The organism is Arthrobacter sp. FW306-05-C (genome assembly GCF_021801725.1).
Taxonomy (GTDB): Bacteria; Actinomycetota; Actinomycetes; order Actinomycetales; family Micrococcaceae; genus Arthrobacter.
In genome coordinates, this window is record NZ_CP084556.1 from 4,378,010 (window position 1) to 4,396,927 (window position 18,918).

Here is an 18,918-nt window from a genome sequence, read left to right on the forward strand (position 1 = left end):
TGGACACCGGTAACCGGGCAGGAATGCACGACGACGGAGCCCGGCCGGGTGCCCGGCAGGGGGCCGCTACCCCCGGCCGGTCTCCAGCACCGAGGCCAGGTCAAAGTTCACCGGCTCCTCCAGTTGCTCATACGTGCAGGATTCCGGGTCCCGGTCCGGCCGCCAGCGGTTGAACTGCGCCGTGTGGCGGAAACGGTCGCCCTCCATGTGGTCGTAGCGGACCTCCACCACCAGTTCGGGCCGAAGCGGAACGAAGGAGAGGTCCTTCCCGGCGCTCCACCTGCTGCCTTCGGCGTTCCGCGGCGTCCGCTCGCCCTCCTCCTGCTTGCCCCACGCCCACGGGTGGCCCTCGAAGTCGGTGACCAGCGGCTGGAGCTGTTCGAACAATTCCTGCCGCTTCTTCATGGGGAAGGCGCCGATCACCCCCACGCTGGCCAGGCCGCCGTCGTCCTTGTACAGGCCCAGCAGCAGGGAACCGATGGCGTTCGGGCCACTCTTGTGGAGCCGGTAGCCAGCCACCACGCAGTCCGCGGTGCGCTCGTGCTTGACCTTGAACATCACCCGCTTGTCCGGCTCATACCTGCCGTCCAGCCGTTTGGCGACGATGCCGTCCAGCCCGGCCCCCTCGAACTGCTCGAACCACTGCGCGGCCGTGTCCCTGTCCGTGGTTGCCGCTGTCAAGTGGACGGGTGCCTTGCTGGCCGCGAGGGCTTTCTCCAGCGCCGCCCGCCGCTCGGAAAAGGGCCTGCCGGTGTAGTCGTCATCATCGAGGGCAAGGAGGTCGAAGGCCACGAAGGAGGCGGGTGTCTGCTGTGCCAGCAGCTTCACGCGGCTGGCGGCGGGATGGATCCGCTGCTGCAGGGCGTCGAAATCAAGGCGGTCGCCCGAAGTCCCCACCAGGATGATCTCGCCGTCCACCACGCACCGGGGCGGCAGGTTCTCCTTGAGCGCGGCAACGAGTTCCGGGAAGTAGCGGGTCATGGGTTTTTCGTTGCGGCTGCCGATCTCAAGATCGTCACCATCGCGGAAGATGATGGAGCGGAAGCCGTCCCACTTGGGCTCATAGCTGAGGTCCCCGCTGCCTGGAATGCCGTCGATGCCGCTGACGGCCTTGGCGAGCATGGGCGGGACGGGCGGCATCACGGGAAGTTCCATGTGCCCATTCTTGCCCGGCCGGCCCGCTTGGCGGTAGGGCGGCACGCCCGGCGTCAGCCCGCCAGCAGCCAGACGATCAGCACCAGCACCGGTGCTGCGGCCGCGGTGGAAAGCAGGATGGTTTCCCGCGCCACAGCCACCCCGCGTCCGTACTTGCTGGCGAACAGGAAGACGTTTTGGGCCGAGGGAAGTGCCGCCATGAGCACCACGCCCAGGAGCATCCGGTGGTCCAGGTTGAACAGGAAGCGTCCGACGACGAACGCCACCGCCGGCATCACCGCGGACTTGAGTGCCGTGGCAGTGAGGATCTCGGCCGTGTGGCCGCCGCTCCGAAGCATCCTGGTCCCGCGCAGCGACATGCCGAACGCCAGGAGCACCACCGGGACGGCGGCGCCGCCCAGCAGGGTCAGCGGCGCCATCACAGGTTCCGGCAGCTGCACATGGAATGCGGCCAGGACCACGCCCAGCAGCGAGGCGATGATCATTGGGTTGCGGAAGGGCTGGGTCAGCATCAGCCGGGGCGAGAACCGGCCGGCCGCCGAAAGGTCCAACAGGGTCAGTACCAGCGGGGCGAACAGGAGCAGCTGGACCAGCAGGACCGGGGCGACCGGGGTGGCGTCACCCAGGGCGTAGAGGGTGATGGGGATGCCGATGTTGTTGGCGTTGACGTAGGACCCGGCCATGGCACCAAGGGCTGTTTCGGCCGCCGGCCTCCGGAACCAGATGCGGCTGGCGGCGACATAGAGCAGTGCCGTTACCCCTGCAGTGATGATGGCAAGCGGAACGTAGGCGGAAAAGACCACTGACAAATCCGATTTCAGTACCACCGTGAAGAGGAGCACCGGGTTGGTGATGAAGAAGGCGGTCCGCGTCAGCGCCGAAATGGTGGGCTCATCCCCCAGCCCGCAGCGCGCGGCGATATAGCCGACGGCGATGACCACGCCGATCACCGCCAGTCCGATGAGCACACCGCCCACGTGGGTACTTCCTTCCGCTTCCACCATGCACCACCGCAGGAAGGCAGTACTACAAGTCCCAAACTTATCGAATAAGGAGCGCTGCGCCAGAAGCGTCCACAGAATGGCCCACCGCCGTGCCGCCGGCCCCTCGACACGGCGCTTCCGGGGCGGTACAGGTTAACGATGGTTACCGTCGGCTTCCACGCTTCGCACGAACAGATCAGCCCCGGCCAGCTGCTCAAGGACGTCCAGCACGCAGAGCGCGCAGGCTTCGACGCGGCCATGTGTTCAGACCATATCGAACCATGGTCCCAACGGCAGGGGCACGCCGGCTTCGCGTGGTCCTGGCTGGGCGCGGCGCTTGCCACCACCAGCCTGCGGTTCGGGGTGGTGACCGCGCCGGGTCAGCGTTACCACCCGGCCATCACCGCCCATGCCACGGCGACGCTGGCCAGCATGTTCCCCGGCAGGTTCTGGTTCGCCCCAGGCAGTGGCGAGAACATGAACGAACACATCACTGGGGACGCGTGGCCCGCCAAGGACATCAGGCAGCGCCGGCTGGAGGAATGCGTGGACGTAATCCGCCGCCTGCACCGCGGCGAGGAGGTGACCCACCGGGGCTTGGTCACGGTGGAGCAGGCGCGGATCTGGGACGTTCCGGACACACCGCCGCCGCTCATCGCACCCGCCGTCAGCGTGGAAACGGCACACCGCGCGGCCACCTGGGCGGACGGCCTGGTCACCATAAACCAGCCGGCGCCAAAGCTCCGGGACATGCTGTCCGCCTACCGGGACAACGGCGGCAAGGGAAAGGCGGTACTGCAGGTCCACCTGTCGTGGGCGGGCACGGACAAGGAAGCCGCGGCCATTGCCCTGGACCAGTGGCGGACCAACACCTTCGCCCCGCCCATCCCCTGGGACCTGCCCACCGCCCGGCACTTCGACACCGCGGGGGCGCATGTGCCCGAAGATCAGGTCCGCAGCGCCGTCAATGTCTCCGCGGATCTTCAGCAGCACGTGGAGTGGCTGGCCAGGTACGCGGACCTTGGCTTCGACGAGCTGTACCTGCACTTCGTGGGGCAGGAGCAGGCAGCCTTCATCGACGCCTTCGCCGCGGAGGTGCTCCCCCAACTGCGCACCCCCGCAGGCACCCCCGCCGAACCGCAACTGGCCGCGGCAGCCGGCAAACCGGCGTCGGACGCTTCCGCATGAGGATCGCCGAGACCTCCGACCTTTGGTGGAAGAACGCCGTCATCTACTGCCTGGACGTGGAGACGTTCCATGACGACGACGGCGACGGCACGGGGGACTTCGCCGGCCTCACCCAGCGGGTTGACTACCTGGCTGCCCTGGGCGTGACCTGCATTTGGTTGATGCCGTTCTACCCGTCCCCCGACCGCGACGACGGCTACGACGTGACGGATTTCTTCAATGTGGACCCGCGGCTGGGCACGCTGGGCGACCTGGTGGAATTCATCCGCGCCGCAAAGGACCGGGGGATGCGGGTGATCGCGGACTTCGTGGTGAACCACACCTCCAGCCAGCATCCGTGGTTCGTGGAGGCCAGGAAGTCCACGGACAACCCGTACCGCGATTTCTACGTCTGGCGCAAGGACACACCCCCTGACACCTCCGCCGAGGTGGTGTTTCCCGGGGAGGAGAACTCGCTGTGGACCCGGGACGAGGCCACGGGCGAGTGGTACCTCCACATGTTCGCCAAGTACCAGCCGGACCTGAACGTCACCAATCCGCAGGTCCGGGACCAGATCGCCAAGGCCATGGGACTGTGGCTGGAACTGGGACTGGACGGGTTCCGGCTGGACGCCGTGCCGTTCTTCCTGGAGACCAAGGGCGAGCCCAAGGACCAGGCAGCCAGGATCAACCCGCACGGCTACCTCAGGGCACTGCGCAGCTTCCTGAACCGGCGCAACGGTAGCGCGGTGCTGCTGGGCGAGGTGAACCTGTCCTACAAGGAGCAGCTGGAGTACTTCGGCGGAATGGAAGGCAACGAGCTGAACATGCAGTTCGATTTCCTGTCCATGCAGCACCTCTACCTGTCCCTGGCCCGGCAGGATGCACGTCCCCTGGCGGAAACGCTGAAGGGCCGGCCGCAGATCAACCCGGACAACCAGTGGGCCATGTTCGTGCGGAACCACGACGAACTCACGCTGGACAAGCTCAGTGACGGCGAGCGCCAAGAGGTCTTTGCAGCTTTCGGGCCGGAGAAGAACATGCAGATCTACGGGCGCGGACTGCGGCGGAGGCTGCCGCCAATGCTCGGCGGGGACCCGGACCGCCTGCGGATGGTGTACTCCCTGATGTTCTCCCTGCCCGGTACCCCGGTGCTGTTCTACGGCGAGGAGCTCGGCATGGGCGAAGACCTGCGGCAGAAGGGCCGCGCTGCCGTCCGTACCCCCATGCAGTGGAACAACGAGAAGAACGGCGGCTTCTCAAGCGCCAAAACAGCGGACCTGGTGGCACCCCTGGTGCGCGGGGAGTACGGTCCGGACCGGGTCAACGCCGCCGCGGCCAAGCGGGACCCGGAGTCGCTGTTTAACTTCATGGCCACCTTGATCGCGCGGTACCGTGAGGCCGCCGAGCTGGGCTGGGGCAGCTTCGGGGTCATCGACCAGGGTGAGCCCGCGGTGTTCGCCCACACCTGCAGTTCCGAGGGCGGGACGCTGGTACTGCTGCACAACTTCGGCGAAGATTCCGTGAAGGTCAGCGGGAGACTGGAGCCGGATGACGGTCCCCGGGGCTTCCGGGACGCCATGCTGCTGGACCTGTTCGACGGCGACAGCGTTGGGTTGGCGCCCGACGGCGGCTTCACGGTGAAGCTGGGGCGCTACGGCTGCCGCTGGTTCCGTGTGCACCGCAAAGGTGACCGGCTGGCGCCGTAACCGGCCGTCCGCCGTCGTGGTTTGTGAAAAAATCAACCATGCACGCCATGCAGCACTCCAGCAAACTCCAGAACGTCCGGTACGAACTCCGGGGACCCATCCTCCAGGCAGCCAAGAACATGGAGGCTGAAGGGCACCGGATCCTGAAGATGAACCTCGGGGACACCGCGCCGTTCGGACTGGAAGCGCCCGAGTCCGTGGTGGTGGACATGATCCACCACCTGCGCGGCGCCCAGGGCTACAGCGACTCAAAGGGCATCTTCACCGCGCGGACGGCCATCTCGCAGTACTACCAGACCCGCGGCCTGATGAATATCGGCGTCGAGGACATCGTGATCGGCAACGGCGTCAGCGAACTGATCTCCATGTGCCTGCAGGCATTCATGGAAAACGGCGACCAGATCCTGGTCCCCGCACCGGACTACCCCCTCTGGACCGCTGCCGTGACCCTTACCGGCGGCAAGCCCGTGCACTACCTCTGCGACGAGGCGGAGAACTGGTGGCCGGACATGGCGGACGTGGAAGCAAAAATCACCAGCCGCACCAAGGGCATCGTCATCATCAACCCGAACAACCCCACCGGTGCCGTCTATCCGCGGCACATCCTGGAGCAGTTCGCGGCCCTGGCGCGGAAGCACAACCTGGTCCTGTTCTCCGACGAGATCTACGAGAAGGTGCTGTACGAAGACGCCAAGCACATCCACACCGCCGCCGTGGCCGAAGACGTCTGCTGCCTGACCTTCAGCGGCCTGTCCAAGGCCTACCGGATGCCCGGCTACCGGGCGGGATGGGTGGCCATCACCGGGCCCCTGGCCGCCACCGCCGCCTACCGCGAGGGCCTGGAACTGCTGGCCTCGCTGCGGCTGTGCGCCAACGTCCCGGCGCAGCACGCCATCCAGACCTGCCTGGGCGGATACCAAAGCATCGAGGCCCTGGTGCAGCCGGGCGGCCGCCTGCGCGAGCAGCGGGACCTGGCCCACAAGCTCCTCACGGCCATTCCAGGCGTAACGTGCGTGCCGGCGTCGGGCGCCATGTACCTGTTCCCCCGCCTGGACCCGGAGCTTTACCCGATCGACAGCGACGAACAGTTTGTCCTGGATCTTCTGAAGGACCAGAAAATCCTGGTCTCGCACGGCTCGGCCTTCAATTGGCCCACACCGGACCACTTCCGCTTCGTCATCCTTCCCTCGGTGCGCGAGATCGAGGAAGCGGTCCGCCGGATCTCCACGTTCCTTGCCGCCTACCGCAACCGTGAGGCGGCCTTCGAAGTTGAAACAGTGACGGAGTGAAGAACTAACCGGCCCCTAACAGCGGGGAAACCGGTACGCAACATTGCACGGCCACACTGGTGAGTGCAGGCAAGAGCCGGCACCAGCTCCAGCCAGGAGGCCCCGATGTTGAAGAAAGCGACCCCGCATGTAACAAGAATCCGCGCCCTGGACCAGCTCCACCGCGGTGACGAAATTGAAGCCCGCCTCTCAGTGGGGCCGTCCTACGACGACGTGGTGATCCGCCGCGGCAGCGTCCAGGAAACCGCCCCCGGCATCGGCGTCGTCTGGATCCTGGACCGGCTCACCGGCCTCCGCAAGGCGATCAATACGGACGAGTGCAGCGTCTGGCGGGTGGCGTAGGACTTCCGGGCAGCGGGAGGCGGACGTAGTCAGGAAGGACTGTCCGCAACCCGCCCCTGGTCCATCTGCGCCAGCGACTGCAGCCACGCGATGGCGGCATCGGTCACCGGATGCGGGGTTCCCAACGACTCGAGGAATGCCCGGGCATCCAACATCTCCGCTTCCCTTCGCTCAGCGTGCAGGCGCGTACCTTCAAGCATCCGGGCCACAAGCGCCGGACCGGAGGGACCCAGCTCTCCCGCAATCTGGCCGATCATCCACTCTTTCGCGCCTGCCGCTTCGGCGGCAGTGACCGACTCCAGGATGGCCGACGCCAGTCCTTTCATGAACACGCTGCGGAGCAGCTTGAGGCCCGCTGCCGCCCCCGCTTCAATTCCTGCGGTGGTGGCCGGGATGCCCCAACCGCCGAAGAGGGATGCCAGGGCATCCGCCCCCGTGCCGCTTATCAGCAGGGGCGAATCGATCCGGCTGCGGGGTACAGGCGCCAGAACGGCCACGTCCGCGAAAAGGACGTTCCTGCGGGCTGTCTGTTCAGCGAGCCGCCGCTTTTGGTCCGGTCCGGAGGTGTTCAGGTCCGCGAAGAGAGCCCCCGGTTCCATGGCGGGCAGCGCCTCCTGGAGGACATGTTCCGCAGCACGTCCTCCCACCAGGCTGAGCACCAGGCCTGCACCCGTCACCGCTTCGCTGATGGAGCCGGCGGGCACGACGCCCAGCGGGACAGCCTCGACGGCGGGGTCTGTCGCGGTGACCTTCAGCCCGCGGGCAGCAAGGTCCTGCGCATAGATGCTTCCGGCTTCCCCGAGGCCCAGGACGGCGATCCAGATACCGTCCGTCCCCCTCCTGCTACCGCGCACCGGCGGCCGCGGTTCGCCAGCCCCCGTGGTATTCGGTCCTGGCAGTGACGGCATAAGGGGCGGGACTGACCACGGCACGGACGCTGATCTGTTCGTGCGGCTCCACCGTTGTCTTGCGGGACCCGCCGTCGGGCTCCCCCCAGATAACCCTGACTTCCGTTCCCAGCTCTACGTTTGGATCAACCGTTGCCAGCGAAAGGCCGCGGTGTTCGTTGGCCGTGACCCCGGTGAATAGCGAGAGGCCGACGCCCGTGCCGTCGGCGTCCACCACGGAATCGTAGTTGGACGAGCCATAGTTGGCGTTGGGGATGTCGAAGAATTGGTAGCCCGGGGTGTCACGGTCCAGGAACGATGCCCAGATCCGGGCGAGGTCCTCGTCGTTCCAGGCAAGGGTCACCTTTTTCCGTTGCCTGGCTGGATCGATCTGCTGGAGGGCGTCGCGGCCAATGAAGTCGTGGTCGAATTTCACGAAAGATCCGTAGCCGAGCTCCCAGGGCGTGAGGTAATAGTCTTCGATGTCGTTGGAGACGAACGAGCCCGCGAGCGCATTGACCGCTTCGTAGCTTGTTGCCGGCAGCCACTCACGGTAGGCCCGTTCGGCGTCACTGCTGTAGATCGCCGGCAGCGGCGACGGGATCCAGCCCGATTCCAGCGTGTTCGAGGAGTAGGCGCGGGACCCGCACGGTTCGATTCCGAATTCAGCCCCCGCCTCGAGTACGGCATCCCGGATTTTGCCGTGCTGTTCGTAGGGTCCCCAGATTTCCAGCCCCGGGGCCCCGGCCATGCCATGGCGCAAGGTGCGCACCTGCTCCCCGGCGATGTTCAAGTGGCCCATGTGGAAGAACTTCACTTGCTCAAGGGTTCCGCCGTTGAGCTTTTCGATGATCTGCCAGGCGTTGGGACCCTGGATCTGGAAGCGGAAGTACTTCCGGGTGACCGCCTGGCCGTAGGGGCGGGACGGCGACCGGTCATCGTAGGTGCATTCCACGCGGTACCCGCCGGTTTCGGCGTGGAACTGGAGCCAGTTCGCCGCCGGTGCCCGGCCCACGTAGACGAACTCCTGGTCGGCCAGGTGGAACAGGATGCCGTCACCGATCACACCGCCGTTGGACGCCGTCGGTACAAACTGCTTGGCGGTGTTCACCGGGAAATTGGCGAAGCTGTTGATGCCAGTGTCAGAAAGAAGCTTCAGGGCGTCGGGGCCGTTCATGAAGAAGTTGACCATGTGGTGGGACTGATCGTAAAGGACTGCTGTCTCCCGCCAGGCACGCTGCTCGCGGCGCCAGTTGGTGAACTCTGCGGGCACCACCGGATAGATATAGGTGCCGAGCTGGGAATTGCGCAGGAGATCAACGGTGTTGCCTGCTGCATCAAGCAATTCCTGGAGGGACTTCGGGGCCATGGCTTTCTCCTTCGGTTCAGTGGGCACTGCCGAAACGCACCCCTGAAAGGGCTGGCGCGCGATTGCTAACAAAATTGTATGGGATGTATTGACCAAAGTTCCAGAGCGTGATTCTCTGGCAATGTTCGCCGGAAAGGACTGACCGTGGGCCGTAAGGCACTATGGTGACCCACTCCATGGCATCGGACGGCACGAGATTTTCCCGCGTCCCGCCTCAACGCCGGAACACCCCCCCCTTAGAGAGGAAGCTCCATGACCGGGTATACCTCGTTCGACGTTGCCCATCTGGGGAACGTCGAACTGCTGACCCCCGCCTTCGACGAAAGCCTCTGGTTCTTCCGGGACCTGCTCGCCATGCGCGTCGTTGCGGAGACCAGCAGCGACGGCAGGAAGTCCGCCTATCTGAGGACGTGGGACGAATACCAGCTCTACACCCTGAAGCTCACCGCCTCGGAGGATGCCGGCGTCGGCCGCACCACCTTCCGGACCACCAGCCAGGAGGCGCTGCAGCGCAGGGTCGCCGCGATTGAAGCCACCGGCCTGGGCATCGGCTGGGAGGAAGGCGAGGTGGGGACCGGGCCCACGTACTCCTTCCGTGACCCGGACGGGCACCTTATGGGCGTCTACTACGAAACCGAACGGTATGTGGCAACGGACGACAAACCCGCGCTGAAGAACCAAGCCTCGGCTTTCCCCGGCAGGGGCGTCAACGCGCGGCGGCTGGACCACATCAATTTCCTCGCGAAGGACGTGGTGGCCAACGGGGAGTTCGTGGCCCATGCGCTGTGCGGGCGGGAGAGTGAGCGCATCCGGCTCGACGACGGGGGCTACGCGGCCTGGTGGTTCCACTTCAACAACAAGTCCTACGACATCGTGTACTCCGACGACTGGCTGAAACACGGCAACAGGCTCCACCATGTGGCGTTCGCCCCCGATACCCGCGAGGACATTTTGAAGGCCGCGGACATCTTCCTTGAAAACGGCATCCACATCGAATCCGGGCCGCACAAGCACGCCATCAACCAGACATTCTTCCTCTACGTCTGGGAACCCGGCGGCAACCGCATCGAACTGGCCAACGCCGGGGCCCGCCTGCTGCTGGACCCGGACTCACCGGTAGTGGAGTGGAGCCAGGAGGAGCGCAAAAAGGGCCAGGCCTGGGGCATGAAGACCATCGAGACGTTCCATACGCACGGAACGCCAAACATCCGCCAGTGACAAAATTAAAAGATCCCGGCAGTACCGCACAGAGAGGTGCAACATCATGACCAACACAGTGGACACGTCCGCCCCGGTGACCACGGGGCTGTACATCGGTGGCGCCGAACGCCAGGCCGCGGCCACCATGGACATTGCCGATCCGGGCAAGCCCGGCACCATCGTGGGCCACGCGGCGGCAGCGGGCCCGGCCGACGTCCAGGACGCCATCGCTGCGGCAAAGGCCGCCTACCCCGGGTGGGCTGCCCTGAGCGCACGGGAGCGCGCCGACCAAATGCGGCAGGCATTGGAGGGCATTGCCGACTTCCGTGATGAGGATGCCGCCATCCTGTCCCAGGAAAATGGCAAGATCCGAATGGAAGCCTGGGTGGACTCCCTGGTGTTCGAAATCAGGTGGAACCTCGCCCTGGAACTGGCTCCCGACGTCGACACTGCCAAGGTGCTGCCGCCCGCGCCAGGAATTCCCGTCTCCACCTCGGTCACGTTCCAGCCGCTGGGCGTGGTGACGGTCATCGTGCCATTCAACTGGCCCATTGCCATCCTCGCGGCATCACTGCCGCACGCGCTGCTCGCCGGGAACACAGCCATCGTGAAGCCGCCACCCACGGCCCCGCTGGCCACCACCCGCGTGGTCCAGCGGATTGCCGAAAAACTGCCGCCCGGGGTACTTAACGTGGTTACCGGCAAGGACGCAGACATGGCCGCGCTCATCACCAGCCCGGACATCGCCAAGGTCTGCTTCACGGGAAGTGTGGGCGGCGGCAAGCGCATCATGGAAATGGCCGCGAAGTCACTCACCCGGGTGACGCTGGAGCTTGGCGGAAACGACGCCGCCGTCATCCTCGCGGACGCGATCCTCGATGACACCCACCTGGACCGGCTTTACGCCGCCATTTTCGATACCACTGGCCAGATCTGCATGAACGCGAAGAGGATCTACGTCCACCGTTCGCGCCTGGACGAGGTGGTGGCGGGTCTCACGCAGCGGCTTGAAAAAGCAGTCATCGGCTACGGGCTGGACGAGGGGACCACCATGGGTCCGCTGCACTCCCCCGTGCAGAAGGCATTCGTGGCCGAGCTCATCGAGGAAGCCAAGGAAGCAGGTGCCGACGTCAGGGAGTTCGGCACCCTTCCCTCTGACCCTGAATTGCGGGGCGGGAACTTCCTGCGTCCGGCGCTGGTGATCGATCCGGACCCCTCACTGCGGGTTGTCACCCAGGAACAGTTCGGACCCGTCATCCCCCTGATCCCGTTCGATACGGAGGAGGAGGCAGTGCAGGCGGCGAACGCGACCTGGGCGGGACTGTGCGGCTCGGTGTGGACCGCCGATCCGGCAGCGGCCGACCGCGTGGGCGGGCGCCTGGTCTGCGGCTACGTCTGGGTTAACGACCACGGTGCAACGCGGCTGGACCTGCGGGCGCCCTTTGGCGGAATGAAGCAGTCCGGCATGGGCAGGGAACAGGGCATCGAAGGGGTCCGGGCCTTCCAGGACACCCGCGCCATCGCCCATCTGGAGCCGGAGGCAGCAGAAGGCTAGGAGCGGGCGGGCAGCAGGAGGGTCAAAATTGGGTAGATAACTATCGACATTACCTATGGACATAGGTAATGTCGGAGGCGGGTGCACCGTTGCACCCGCCGAAAGGATGAGCTGATGGCGACCCGAATCATGCCCGCCCCCAACCGCGCAGCATCACTGGAACTCATCAAGAACTTCTCGGTGGAAATGACCGGCAAGGACATTGCCGCCCTCATCGAGGCAAAGGACAAGATTCCGCCGGGCACCCGTATCAACGTCACCTTCCTTGGCAACGAGGACCTGGAGATGCGGGTAGCAGCGGCCAAGGCTGTCCGCGACCTCGGGTTCGTCCCCGTGCCGCACATTTCAGCGCGCCGGTTGGCATCAAGGGGCGACCTTGAAAAGTTCCTCCAGCGCCTCCAGGAGGTGGGCGCCGCCGAGCACGTGTTCGTGGTGGGCGGCGACCCCGCAGAACCCGAGGGCCCGTACGGGGACTCACTCGCGCTGATCAACACCGGGCTCTTGCCGCAGTTCGGCGTCCGGGAGGTGGGAATTGGCGGTTACCCGGAAGGCCACCCCGATATCCCCAAGGACACTCTTTGGCGGGCGGTGGAAGACAAAACCGCAGCCCTCGCCGCACAGGACCTCGGCGCCTTCATCATTACGCAGTTTGCCTTCGACACCGGCCCAGTCGCCGGCTGGATCGAGGAGGTCAGGGCCAGGGGCATCAAGGCACCTATCCGGGTCGGAACGCCCGGACCGGCAGGGGTCAAGCGGCTCCTCAGCTTTGCGCGCCGGTTCGGGGTGGGAGCCAACGCGATGATCGTCAAGAAATACGGCTTCTCACTGACCAACCTCATGGGAGACGCGGGACCTGACCGGTTCGTCAACGACCTGGCTGCCGTGCTTGCGCAGCATGCACCCGGGCAGGACCAGCACCTGCCCCCGCAGCTCGGCCTGCACTTCTACACGTTCGGCGGCCTGCTGGCGACGGCAAACTGGGTCCGGCACTTCACGGCCGAAGATCGCTAGGGACGGGAATCAATGGTCCTGCATACAGAGTCCCGGAAGGACCAGTCCTGCCTGATTGTCCACGGGCCGGACCGGCCGGGCATCGTGGCTGCCGTGGCCGCGCTGGTGACCCGGAACAAGGGGAACATCGTCTCCTTGGACCAGTACTCAAGCGATCCTTCGTCCGGTGACTTTTTCCAGCGGGTTGTATTCAACCGTCCGGACCTGACGGCGGCGCTGCCCGAAATCGAGGCCGACGTAGCCAAGACCCTCGCCCCGCTGGGCCTGTCCTGGACGCTGACGGACCGCTCCATACCCAAGCGCATGGCCATACTGGTATCCACCTCCGACCACTGCCTGCTGGAACTGCTCTGGCGGCACCGGAGGGGCGAACTACCCGTGACCATACCCATGGTGATCTCCAACCACACGAATACCGCGGAGGACGTGCGCTCCTTTGGCGTCCCGTTCTTCCACGTCCCTTCAGCAGGGCCGGACAAGTCGGTGGCCGAGGCACAGATCCTGCAGCTGCTGGACGGCAACGTGGACTTCGTGGTGCTGGCCCGCTACATGCAGATCCTGTCACCCGATTTCCTGGACGCGGCAGCCGTTCCGCTGATCAACATCCATCACTCATTCCTGCCCGCATTCGTGGGCGCAGCGCCCTACCGCAAGGCCAAGGAGCGGGGGGTGAAGCTGATCGGCGCCACGTCGCACTACGTGACCAAGGACCTGGATGAGGGGCCCATCATCGAGCAGGACGTGGCCCGCGTGACGCACGCGCACTCGGCCCTGGACCTTCAGGCCAGAGGAGCCTACGTAGAGCGGGCAGTGCTCTCACGCGCTGTCCAGTGGCATGCCGAGGACCGCGTCATCCGGCACGGCAACCAAACCATCGTCTTCTGATACCCACCAACAATCCAACACAGAACAAGAGGTTCATCGTGGCACCGAAAAATCTGCAGGAAGTCCTGGACGCGTCCAAAGGGGCGGTGGACCTCCTCCGCAACTCCCAGATCGGCTCCTACATCTATCCTGTGGTCCCGGCCGATTTCCAGAACTGGATCAAGGAGCAGACCGCGTGGCGGCAGACTGCCGTTCTCTACGACCAGTCCCACCACATGGACAACCTGTTCATGAAAGGCCCGGATGCCATCAAGCTGATCACCGCCACCGCCATCAATTCCACCGCCGTATTCCCCGTGAACAAGGCCAAGCAATATGTGCCCACCACGGAGTCCGGCCACGTCATCGGTGATGGCATCCTGTTCCACGAGGCGGAGGACGAGTACGTATATGTCGGCCGTTCACCCGCAGCAAACTGGCTGCTCTATCACGGCGAGACAGGCGGCTACCGGGACCTGGACATCACCGTGGACCGGCGGTCCCCGTCACGGCCGTACGGGCATCCCGTGACCCGCCAGTACTACCGGTTCCAAATCCAGGGCCCCAATGCCTGGCAGGTCATCGAAAAGCTCAACGGGGGCGCACTGGAGCAGCTCAAGTTCTTCAACATGTCCACCATGACCATCGCCGGGACCACGGTCCGCACCCTGCGGCACGGCATGGCCGGCGCTCCGGGCCTGGAGGTCTGGGGCCCGTACGCGGACCACGACCGCATCCGGGATGCAATCGTAGAGGCAGGTGCCGAGTTCGGGCTGGTGCCCGTGGGTTCCCGCGCCTACCCGTCCAATACCCTGGAGTCCGGCTGGATCCCGTCGCCGCTGCCGGCCATCTACAGCGGCGAAGCCGAGCGCGGCTACCGCGAATGGCTGCCCGCGGACGGATATGAAGCCACCGGAACCCTGGCGGGCTCGTTCGTGTCCGGGAACATCGAGGACTACTACCTCACTCCGTGGGAGCTGGGCTACGGCTCGTTCGTCAAATTCGATCACGACTTCATCGGCCGTGACGCACTCGAACGGATCGATCCGGCCATGCAGCGCAAGAAGGTCACCCTGGCCTGGGACGCAGAAGATGTCACCTCCATCTTCGCGTCGCTGTTCAACGTGGGGGGGCCCAGCTACAAGTTCTTTGACCTGCCCCTGGCCAACTACGGCTCAGCCAACTACGACTCAGTGGTGGACGCCGACGGAACGGTGGTGGGGTACTCCATGTTCACCGGCTACAGCGCAAACGAACGGCGCGCACTCTCGCTGGCAACCATCGATCCCAACGTTCCCGAAGGCACGGAACTGAAGGTCGTTTGGGGCGAGCCGAACGGCGGTACCGCCAAGGCCGCCGTCGAACCCCATGTGCAGACTGAAGTGCGGGCCGTAGTGAGCCCCGTCCCCTACTCCACCGTGGCACGCGCCACCTACCACGGCGGGTGGCGGACGAACTACCAGTCGGCCTAGGCTGGGGACCCTGAAGTGCGGGGGTGCAGCCGCCCCCGCACTTTCCTTGAGCCCTTGGAGGAGTACCGCATGAGCCTTCGGTACGCGCTGCTGGCCCTGCTGCGCGTCGGCCCGCTGTCAGGTTACGAACTGCAGAAACAGTTCTCCATGTCCGTGGGGCACGTCTGGCACGCCCCGGACTCGCAGATCTACCCTGAGCTGCGCAAGATGGAGGAAGAGCACCTCATCGAAGGTGAGGAGCAGCCCAGGGGCCAGCGCGCCACCCGGCGGGTTTACCATGTGACGGCAGCCGGGAACCAGGCCTTCCTGGATTGGATGCAGACCCCGCTGGAATACGCGCGGGTCCGCGACCCTGCGCACCTGCGTGCCGCCTACCTTGAGGCGGCATCGCCGGAGACGGCGCGCGCGTTTTTTCGGCGGCATCAGGAACAGTGGGAGGCCGAGCTTGCCCAGTGGGAGGGTGAACTCCAGCGCATCGCCCAGGTGGACAATCCGATGCTGGTGCGCCGCCTGGCCGTAACGGACCCCGCGGACCGGGAACGCACCATCGCCTTCAAGCGGTTCACATACGAAGGCCTGGTGGACCGGGCCCACGCTGAGATAGCGTGGGCGCGGCGGGGGCTCGAGCTCATCGACACCCTGGAATCCCCGGGACGCGCCACGCCGGTGCCCAGCGCGTCCCCGGCCTAGTCAGCCAACGTTTTCAACAGTCGCATACCCCTTGCCGTTGTACTTCTGCACCACCACGGAGGACACCGCCGGCTGGCCATCGACTGTGGTGTCCACCGACGTCCCTTCGAGCATCAGCGGCGCCTTCAGGTCCTTGATGTCCCGCAGCGCCGTCATGAAGCTGTCCCGCGTGGGCTCCTTCATGTTCTGGAACGCCTTCTCAAGGGTGGCCCCCACCATGTAGCTCCACATGCAGTGCGGGAACGCCGGCACGTCCGGGTAGTTCCCGTACTTCTTCAGTTCGTCAAGGAATTTCACGACGTCGGAGTCCTTGGCGAATGCCGGACTCTGCGGGGCCTTGGCAAATGACACGGAGTAGATGCCAGGGTAGGCGGAGCCACCGCCGGGTTCCAGGATGGCGGTTGGGCTTGAGGTGTTGGAGGGCAGGAACCAGCTGGGCTTCCAGCCGATCTGCTGCGCCTTCTGGAGGGCCGCGATGGTGAGCGGCGTGATGGACATGGCGTTGAAGAAGACGTCCGCCCCGGAGGAAGCGAGCTGGGTGAGCTGCGCATCCACCGAAGTGTCAGTCGCCTCGTACGTCTGCTCGCCCACCACGGAGATGTTGGACGCGCCCTTGATTGCGTCCTTGAAGCCCGCGACGTAGCCCTTGCCGTAGTCATCGTTCTGCGACAGGATGGCAACTTTGTGCTGCGCACCCGACTTCGCCAGGAGCTTCCCGAACGCCGCGCCCTCGTTCTGGTAGATGGGCACGAAGCCCAATTGCCAGGGGCTCTGCTTCCGGTCGCTGAACAGCGGGTCGCCGGTCATCACCAGCACTTGCGGGACCTTCTGGCTGATGGCGGCGTCGCGGAACGCCCGGTTGGTGGGCGTTCCCAGGCCGGCGGTGGCAGCAAACACGTTGTCAGAGACCATTTGCTGGAAGTTGGACAGGGACTTTTGGGGATCGTAGGCGTCGTCGTAGGACTTGATGTTCACGGTCCGGGTCTTGCCGTCGCCGAACTTCACCCCGCCCGCGGCATTCACCGCTCCGAAGTACGCCGAGACCCCGGCGACGGTGCACTTGCCCGGCCCGGCGATTGCGCCGCTGAGCGGAGTGGTGATCCCCAGCGTGATCGCCGAGTCAGTGATCCCCGGAGAGGACGCGGAGCCGCCGCCCTGGCCCCCGCTGTCGCCCCTGCAACCGGACAGGGAGAGCGCGACGGCGGCCGTCAAGGCCACAATGCCAAGTACTCCGCCCGGCTTCTTTCTCATCTTCATGGTCCATCCTGCCTCTCTGTTTGTTCACGTTCCTCCGGCGCAGCATCCGGTACCGGACGATGTGCGGGAGTGGTCTGCTGGGAAGTCTCCGCCGCAGGGCGGGATGTGGAACGCCGGGCGGGAGGACGGCGGGTGAGCCTGCGGACCACTCTGGGCAGGCTGACCAGGCCCCCTGGCAACAGGAACAGCACTGCGAGAAGGATCGCGCCCTGGCTGACGGTGGTGAGGTTGGGGTCTATGGCGTTGGTCAACTGCGGAACGAAGACGTAGTAGGCCCCGCCCAGAAGCGAACCTGCAATGCTTCCCGCACCCCCGATGACCATGGCGGCCAGGAGGCTGATGGAATGTCCGAAGTTGAGGGTCTCCGGAGACGTGTACTGCACCGCTGCGAGGTACAGGAAACCACTTGCACCGCCGAATACGGAGGCAATGGTGAAGGCCAGGACCTTGGTACGGTAGGGCGAAATGCCCATCGAGGCGGCAACAGCCTCATTTTCACGGACCGCCGCGAAGGCCCGCCCGTACTTGCCGTGGACCAGGCTCCGGGCCAGCAGGAATGCTCCGGCTACCACCACCAGCACAATGTAGAACTGCCATTGGTCGTTTGCCAGCCCCGACCAGTCGGGGGCATCAGTGAACCGCGCGGAGACTCCCTGGGAGCCGCCCGTGAAATCGGCGAGCCGTTTGGCCAGGGGGACGCCGACGATCGGCAGTGCGATGGTGACCATCGCAATGGCCAGGCCGCCAAGGCGCGCAGCAGCGAGCGCCACCAGCAGCCCCACCACGCCGGCTATGGCACAGGCAGCAACGAACACCAGCAGGATGTTCCAGCCATGGTTGACGCCGTACGCGGTGACGTAGGCGCCCAGGCCCACAAAGAAGATCTGTCCGAGGTTGACCTGGCCCGTGTATCCCATGATGATGTTCAGCCCCAGCACCGCCACCGCATAGACCCCAATGCGGACCAGGGTCTGGTTTGCAAACGCCGGCAGGATCAGTGGCGCGGCGACCAGCAGAACCGCCACAACGGCAACAAGGACAAGCCGGACCCGCCGGCGGCGTACGGTGGCAGCAGCTGTGCTCATCAGACCCTCACCACGACCTTCCTGCCAAACAGGCCCTGCGGGCGGAGGAGGAGGATGACGAAGATCAGCACGAAAGGCACCGCAATCTTGAGGTCGTGGCCAATCAGGGGAACGTAGACGGCCACCAGGTTCTCCAGGACACCGATCGCGGAGGCCGCCACCACGCAGCCGATGGGGCTGTTCAGGCCGCCCAGGATGACGGCGGCGAGCGCATAGACCAGGGCGGTGTCCAGCATGCCCGGGGTCAGCGTCAGCTGCGGTGCCACCAGGACGCCGGCGATGGCTCCGAGGGTGGCCGCGAGCCCCCAACCCACCATGAGCAGCCGGCCCACGGGAAGCCCGGAGAAAGCGGCCGACGACGGGTTGTCGGCGACGGCGCGGAGGGCCAGTCCCAGCTTGGTACGGAGGAAGAGCAGTTGCAGGACCACCATGATGACCACGATGGTCACCGCGGTGGCAAGCGACCTGACGCTTACCACCGCCCCAAGGATCTCCACGCTGGTCAGGGGAAAGAGCGACGGAAACGCGAGATTGTTGTAGCCCCACAGCACCGCCGAGATGCCGGTGACGAGGGTGAGCAGTCCAATCGTGACCACCACCGCGGTGTCCGGGTCGCCGCGTTCAAACCGCCGGACCAGGAAACGCTCCACCAGCGCGCCGAAGACGAAGGAAAGCACCACGGCGATGAGGATGGCGACGATGATGGGCAGGCCGAGTTGGACGAAGACGTAGGCAATGTAGGCGGAGAGCACGGCCATGCCGCCCTGGGCGAAGTTGATCAGGCCCGTGGCCTGGTTGACCAGCACGATCGCCAGGGCCAGGGCGGCGTAGATGGAACCGGTGGCGAGGCCGTCGACCACGAGTTGGATAAAGGTTTCCATGC

General features: G+C 65.4%; 17 protein-coding genes. 10 read left to right on the forward strand and 7 right to left on the reverse strand.

Annotated elements, in window-relative coordinates:
- Positions 1 to 66: 66 nt before the first annotated feature.
- Together LFT44_RS20305 and LFT44_RS20310 are read right to left on the reverse strand one after the other, a co-directional pair.
- On the reverse strand, positions 67 to 1,155 hold the full coding sequence (locus LFT44_RS20305) for an ATP-dependent DNA ligase (RefSeq protein WP_236800311.1): 1,089 nt from the start codon (positions 1,153 to 1,155) through the stop codon (positions 67 to 69).
- A 53-nt stretch (positions 1,156 to 1,208) separates the two neighbouring features.
- Entirely contained in the window at positions 1,209 to 2,132 is a 924-nt protein-coding gene (locus tag LFT44_RS20310; protein WP_236800312.1) for an AEC family transporter, read from the reverse strand.
- A gap of 165 nt (positions 2,133 to 2,297) precedes the next feature.
- Between LFT44_RS20310 and LFT44_RS20315 the strand changes: the two genes are divergently transcribed.
- The 4 genes from LFT44_RS20315 (at position 2,298) to LFT44_RS20330 (ending at position 6,645) form a co-directional block, all read left to right on the forward strand.
- Complete coding sequence (locus LFT44_RS20315; protein WP_236800313.1) at positions 2,298 to 3,326, forward strand: TIGR03885 family FMN-dependent LLM class oxidoreductase; 1,029 nt, start codon at positions 2,298 to 2,300, stop codon at positions 3,324 to 3,326.
- The gene (locus LFT44_RS20320) at positions 3,323 to 5,014 is read left to right on the forward strand and encodes an alpha-amylase family protein (protein WP_236800314.1); all 1,692 of its coding nucleotides are present in this window, start codon (positions 3,323 to 3,325) and stop codon (positions 5,012 to 5,014) included. Before LFT44_RS20315 ends, LFT44_RS20320 begins: the two co-directional genes overlap by 4 nt.
- A 38-nt stretch (positions 5,015 to 5,052) precedes the next feature.
- Positions 5,053 to 6,303, forward strand: a complete 1,251-nt coding sequence (locus LFT44_RS20325; protein ID WP_236800315.1) for a pyridoxal phosphate-dependent aminotransferase — start codon at positions 5,053 to 5,055, stop codon at positions 6,301 to 6,303.
- 105 nt (positions 6,304 to 6,408) lie between these two features.
- The gene (locus LFT44_RS20330) at positions 6,409 to 6,645 is read left to right on the forward strand and encodes a hypothetical protein (protein ID WP_236800316.1); all 237 of its coding nucleotides are present in this window, start codon (positions 6,409 to 6,411) and stop codon (positions 6,643 to 6,645) included.
- 29 nt (positions 6,646 to 6,674) lie between these two features.
- Here the strand turns inward: LFT44_RS20330 and LFT44_RS20335 are convergent, their stop codons facing one another.
- Complete coding sequence (locus LFT44_RS20335; RefSeq protein ID WP_236800317.1) at positions 6,675 to 7,499, reverse strand: NAD(P)-binding domain-containing protein; 825 nt, start codon at positions 7,497 to 7,499, stop codon at positions 6,675 to 6,677.
- Positions 7,489 to 8,901: a vanillate/3-O-methylgallate O-demethylase gene (ligM, locus tag LFT44_RS20340; RefSeq protein WP_236800318.1), complete on the reverse strand. Its 1,413-nt coding sequence runs from the start codon at positions 8,899 to 8,901 to the stop codon at positions 7,489 to 7,491. Before ligM (LFT44_RS20340) ends, LFT44_RS20335 begins: the two co-directional genes overlap by 11 nt.
- Positions 8,902 to 9,153: 252 nt before the next feature.
- Here ligM (LFT44_RS20340) and LFT44_RS20345 point away from each other — a divergent pair, with 252 nt between their 5' ends.
- The 6 genes from LFT44_RS20345 (at position 9,154) to LFT44_RS20370 (ending at position 15,693) form a co-directional block, all read left to right on the forward strand.
- A complete protein-coding gene (locus LFT44_RS20345; protein WP_236800319.1) occupies positions 9,154 to 10,119 on the forward strand; it encodes a VOC family protein in 966 nt (321 codons plus the stop codon).
- Positions 10,120 to 10,165: 46 nt separating this feature from the next.
- Entirely contained in the window at positions 10,166 to 11,656 is a 1,491-nt protein-coding gene (locus LFT44_RS20350) for an aldehyde dehydrogenase family protein (protein ID WP_236800320.1), read from the forward strand.
- 114 nt (positions 11,657 to 11,770) lie between these two features.
- Positions 11,771 to 12,667: a methylenetetrahydrofolate reductase gene (locus LFT44_RS20355; RefSeq protein WP_236800321.1), complete on the forward strand. Its 897-nt coding sequence runs from the start codon at positions 11,771 to 11,773 to the stop codon at positions 12,665 to 12,667.
- 12 nt (positions 12,668 to 12,679) lie between these two features.
- Positions 12,680 to 13,552, forward strand: a complete 873-nt coding sequence (gene purU, locus LFT44_RS20360) for a formyltetrahydrofolate deformylase (protein WP_236800322.1) — start codon at positions 12,680 to 12,682, stop codon at positions 13,550 to 13,552.
- Between the two features lie 38 nt (positions 13,553 to 13,590).
- Positions 13,591 to 15,003, forward strand: a complete 1,413-nt coding sequence (gene ligM, locus LFT44_RS20365) for a vanillate/3-O-methylgallate O-demethylase (RefSeq protein ID WP_236800323.1) — start codon at positions 13,591 to 13,593, stop codon at positions 15,001 to 15,003.
- Positions 15,004 to 15,072: 69 nt separating this feature from the next.
- On the forward strand, positions 15,073 to 15,693 hold the full coding sequence (locus LFT44_RS20370; RefSeq protein WP_236800324.1) for a PadR family transcriptional regulator: 621 nt from the start codon (positions 15,073 to 15,075) through the stop codon (positions 15,691 to 15,693).
- Here LFT44_RS20370 and LFT44_RS20375 read toward each other — a convergent pair whose 3' ends face one another.
- The 3 genes from LFT44_RS20375 to LFT44_RS20385 are packed head-to-tail and all read right to left on the reverse strand — an operon-like array spanning position 15,694 to position 18,916.
- Positions 15,694 to 16,950 carry an ABC transporter substrate-binding protein gene (locus LFT44_RS20375; RefSeq protein WP_236800325.1) on the reverse strand — a complete coding sequence of 419 codons (1,257 nt, stop codon included), beginning with the start codon at positions 16,948 to 16,950 and terminating at the stop codon, positions 15,694 to 15,696. It lies immediately after the preceding gene.
- Positions 16,947 to 18,035, reverse strand: coding sequence for a branched-chain amino acid ABC transporter permease (locus LFT44_RS20380; RefSeq protein WP_236800326.1), 1,089 nt, complete (start codon positions 18,033 to 18,035; stop codon positions 16,947 to 16,949). Before LFT44_RS20380 ends, LFT44_RS20375 begins: the two co-directional genes overlap by 4 nt.
- Positions 18,035 to 18,916, reverse strand: a complete 882-nt coding sequence (locus LFT44_RS20385) for a branched-chain amino acid ABC transporter permease (RefSeq protein ID WP_236800327.1) — start codon at positions 18,914 to 18,916, stop codon at positions 18,035 to 18,037. The genes LFT44_RS20380 and LFT44_RS20385 overlap by 1 nt, the downstream gene beginning before the upstream one ends.
- Positions 18,917 to 18,918: the final 2 nt, after the last annotated feature.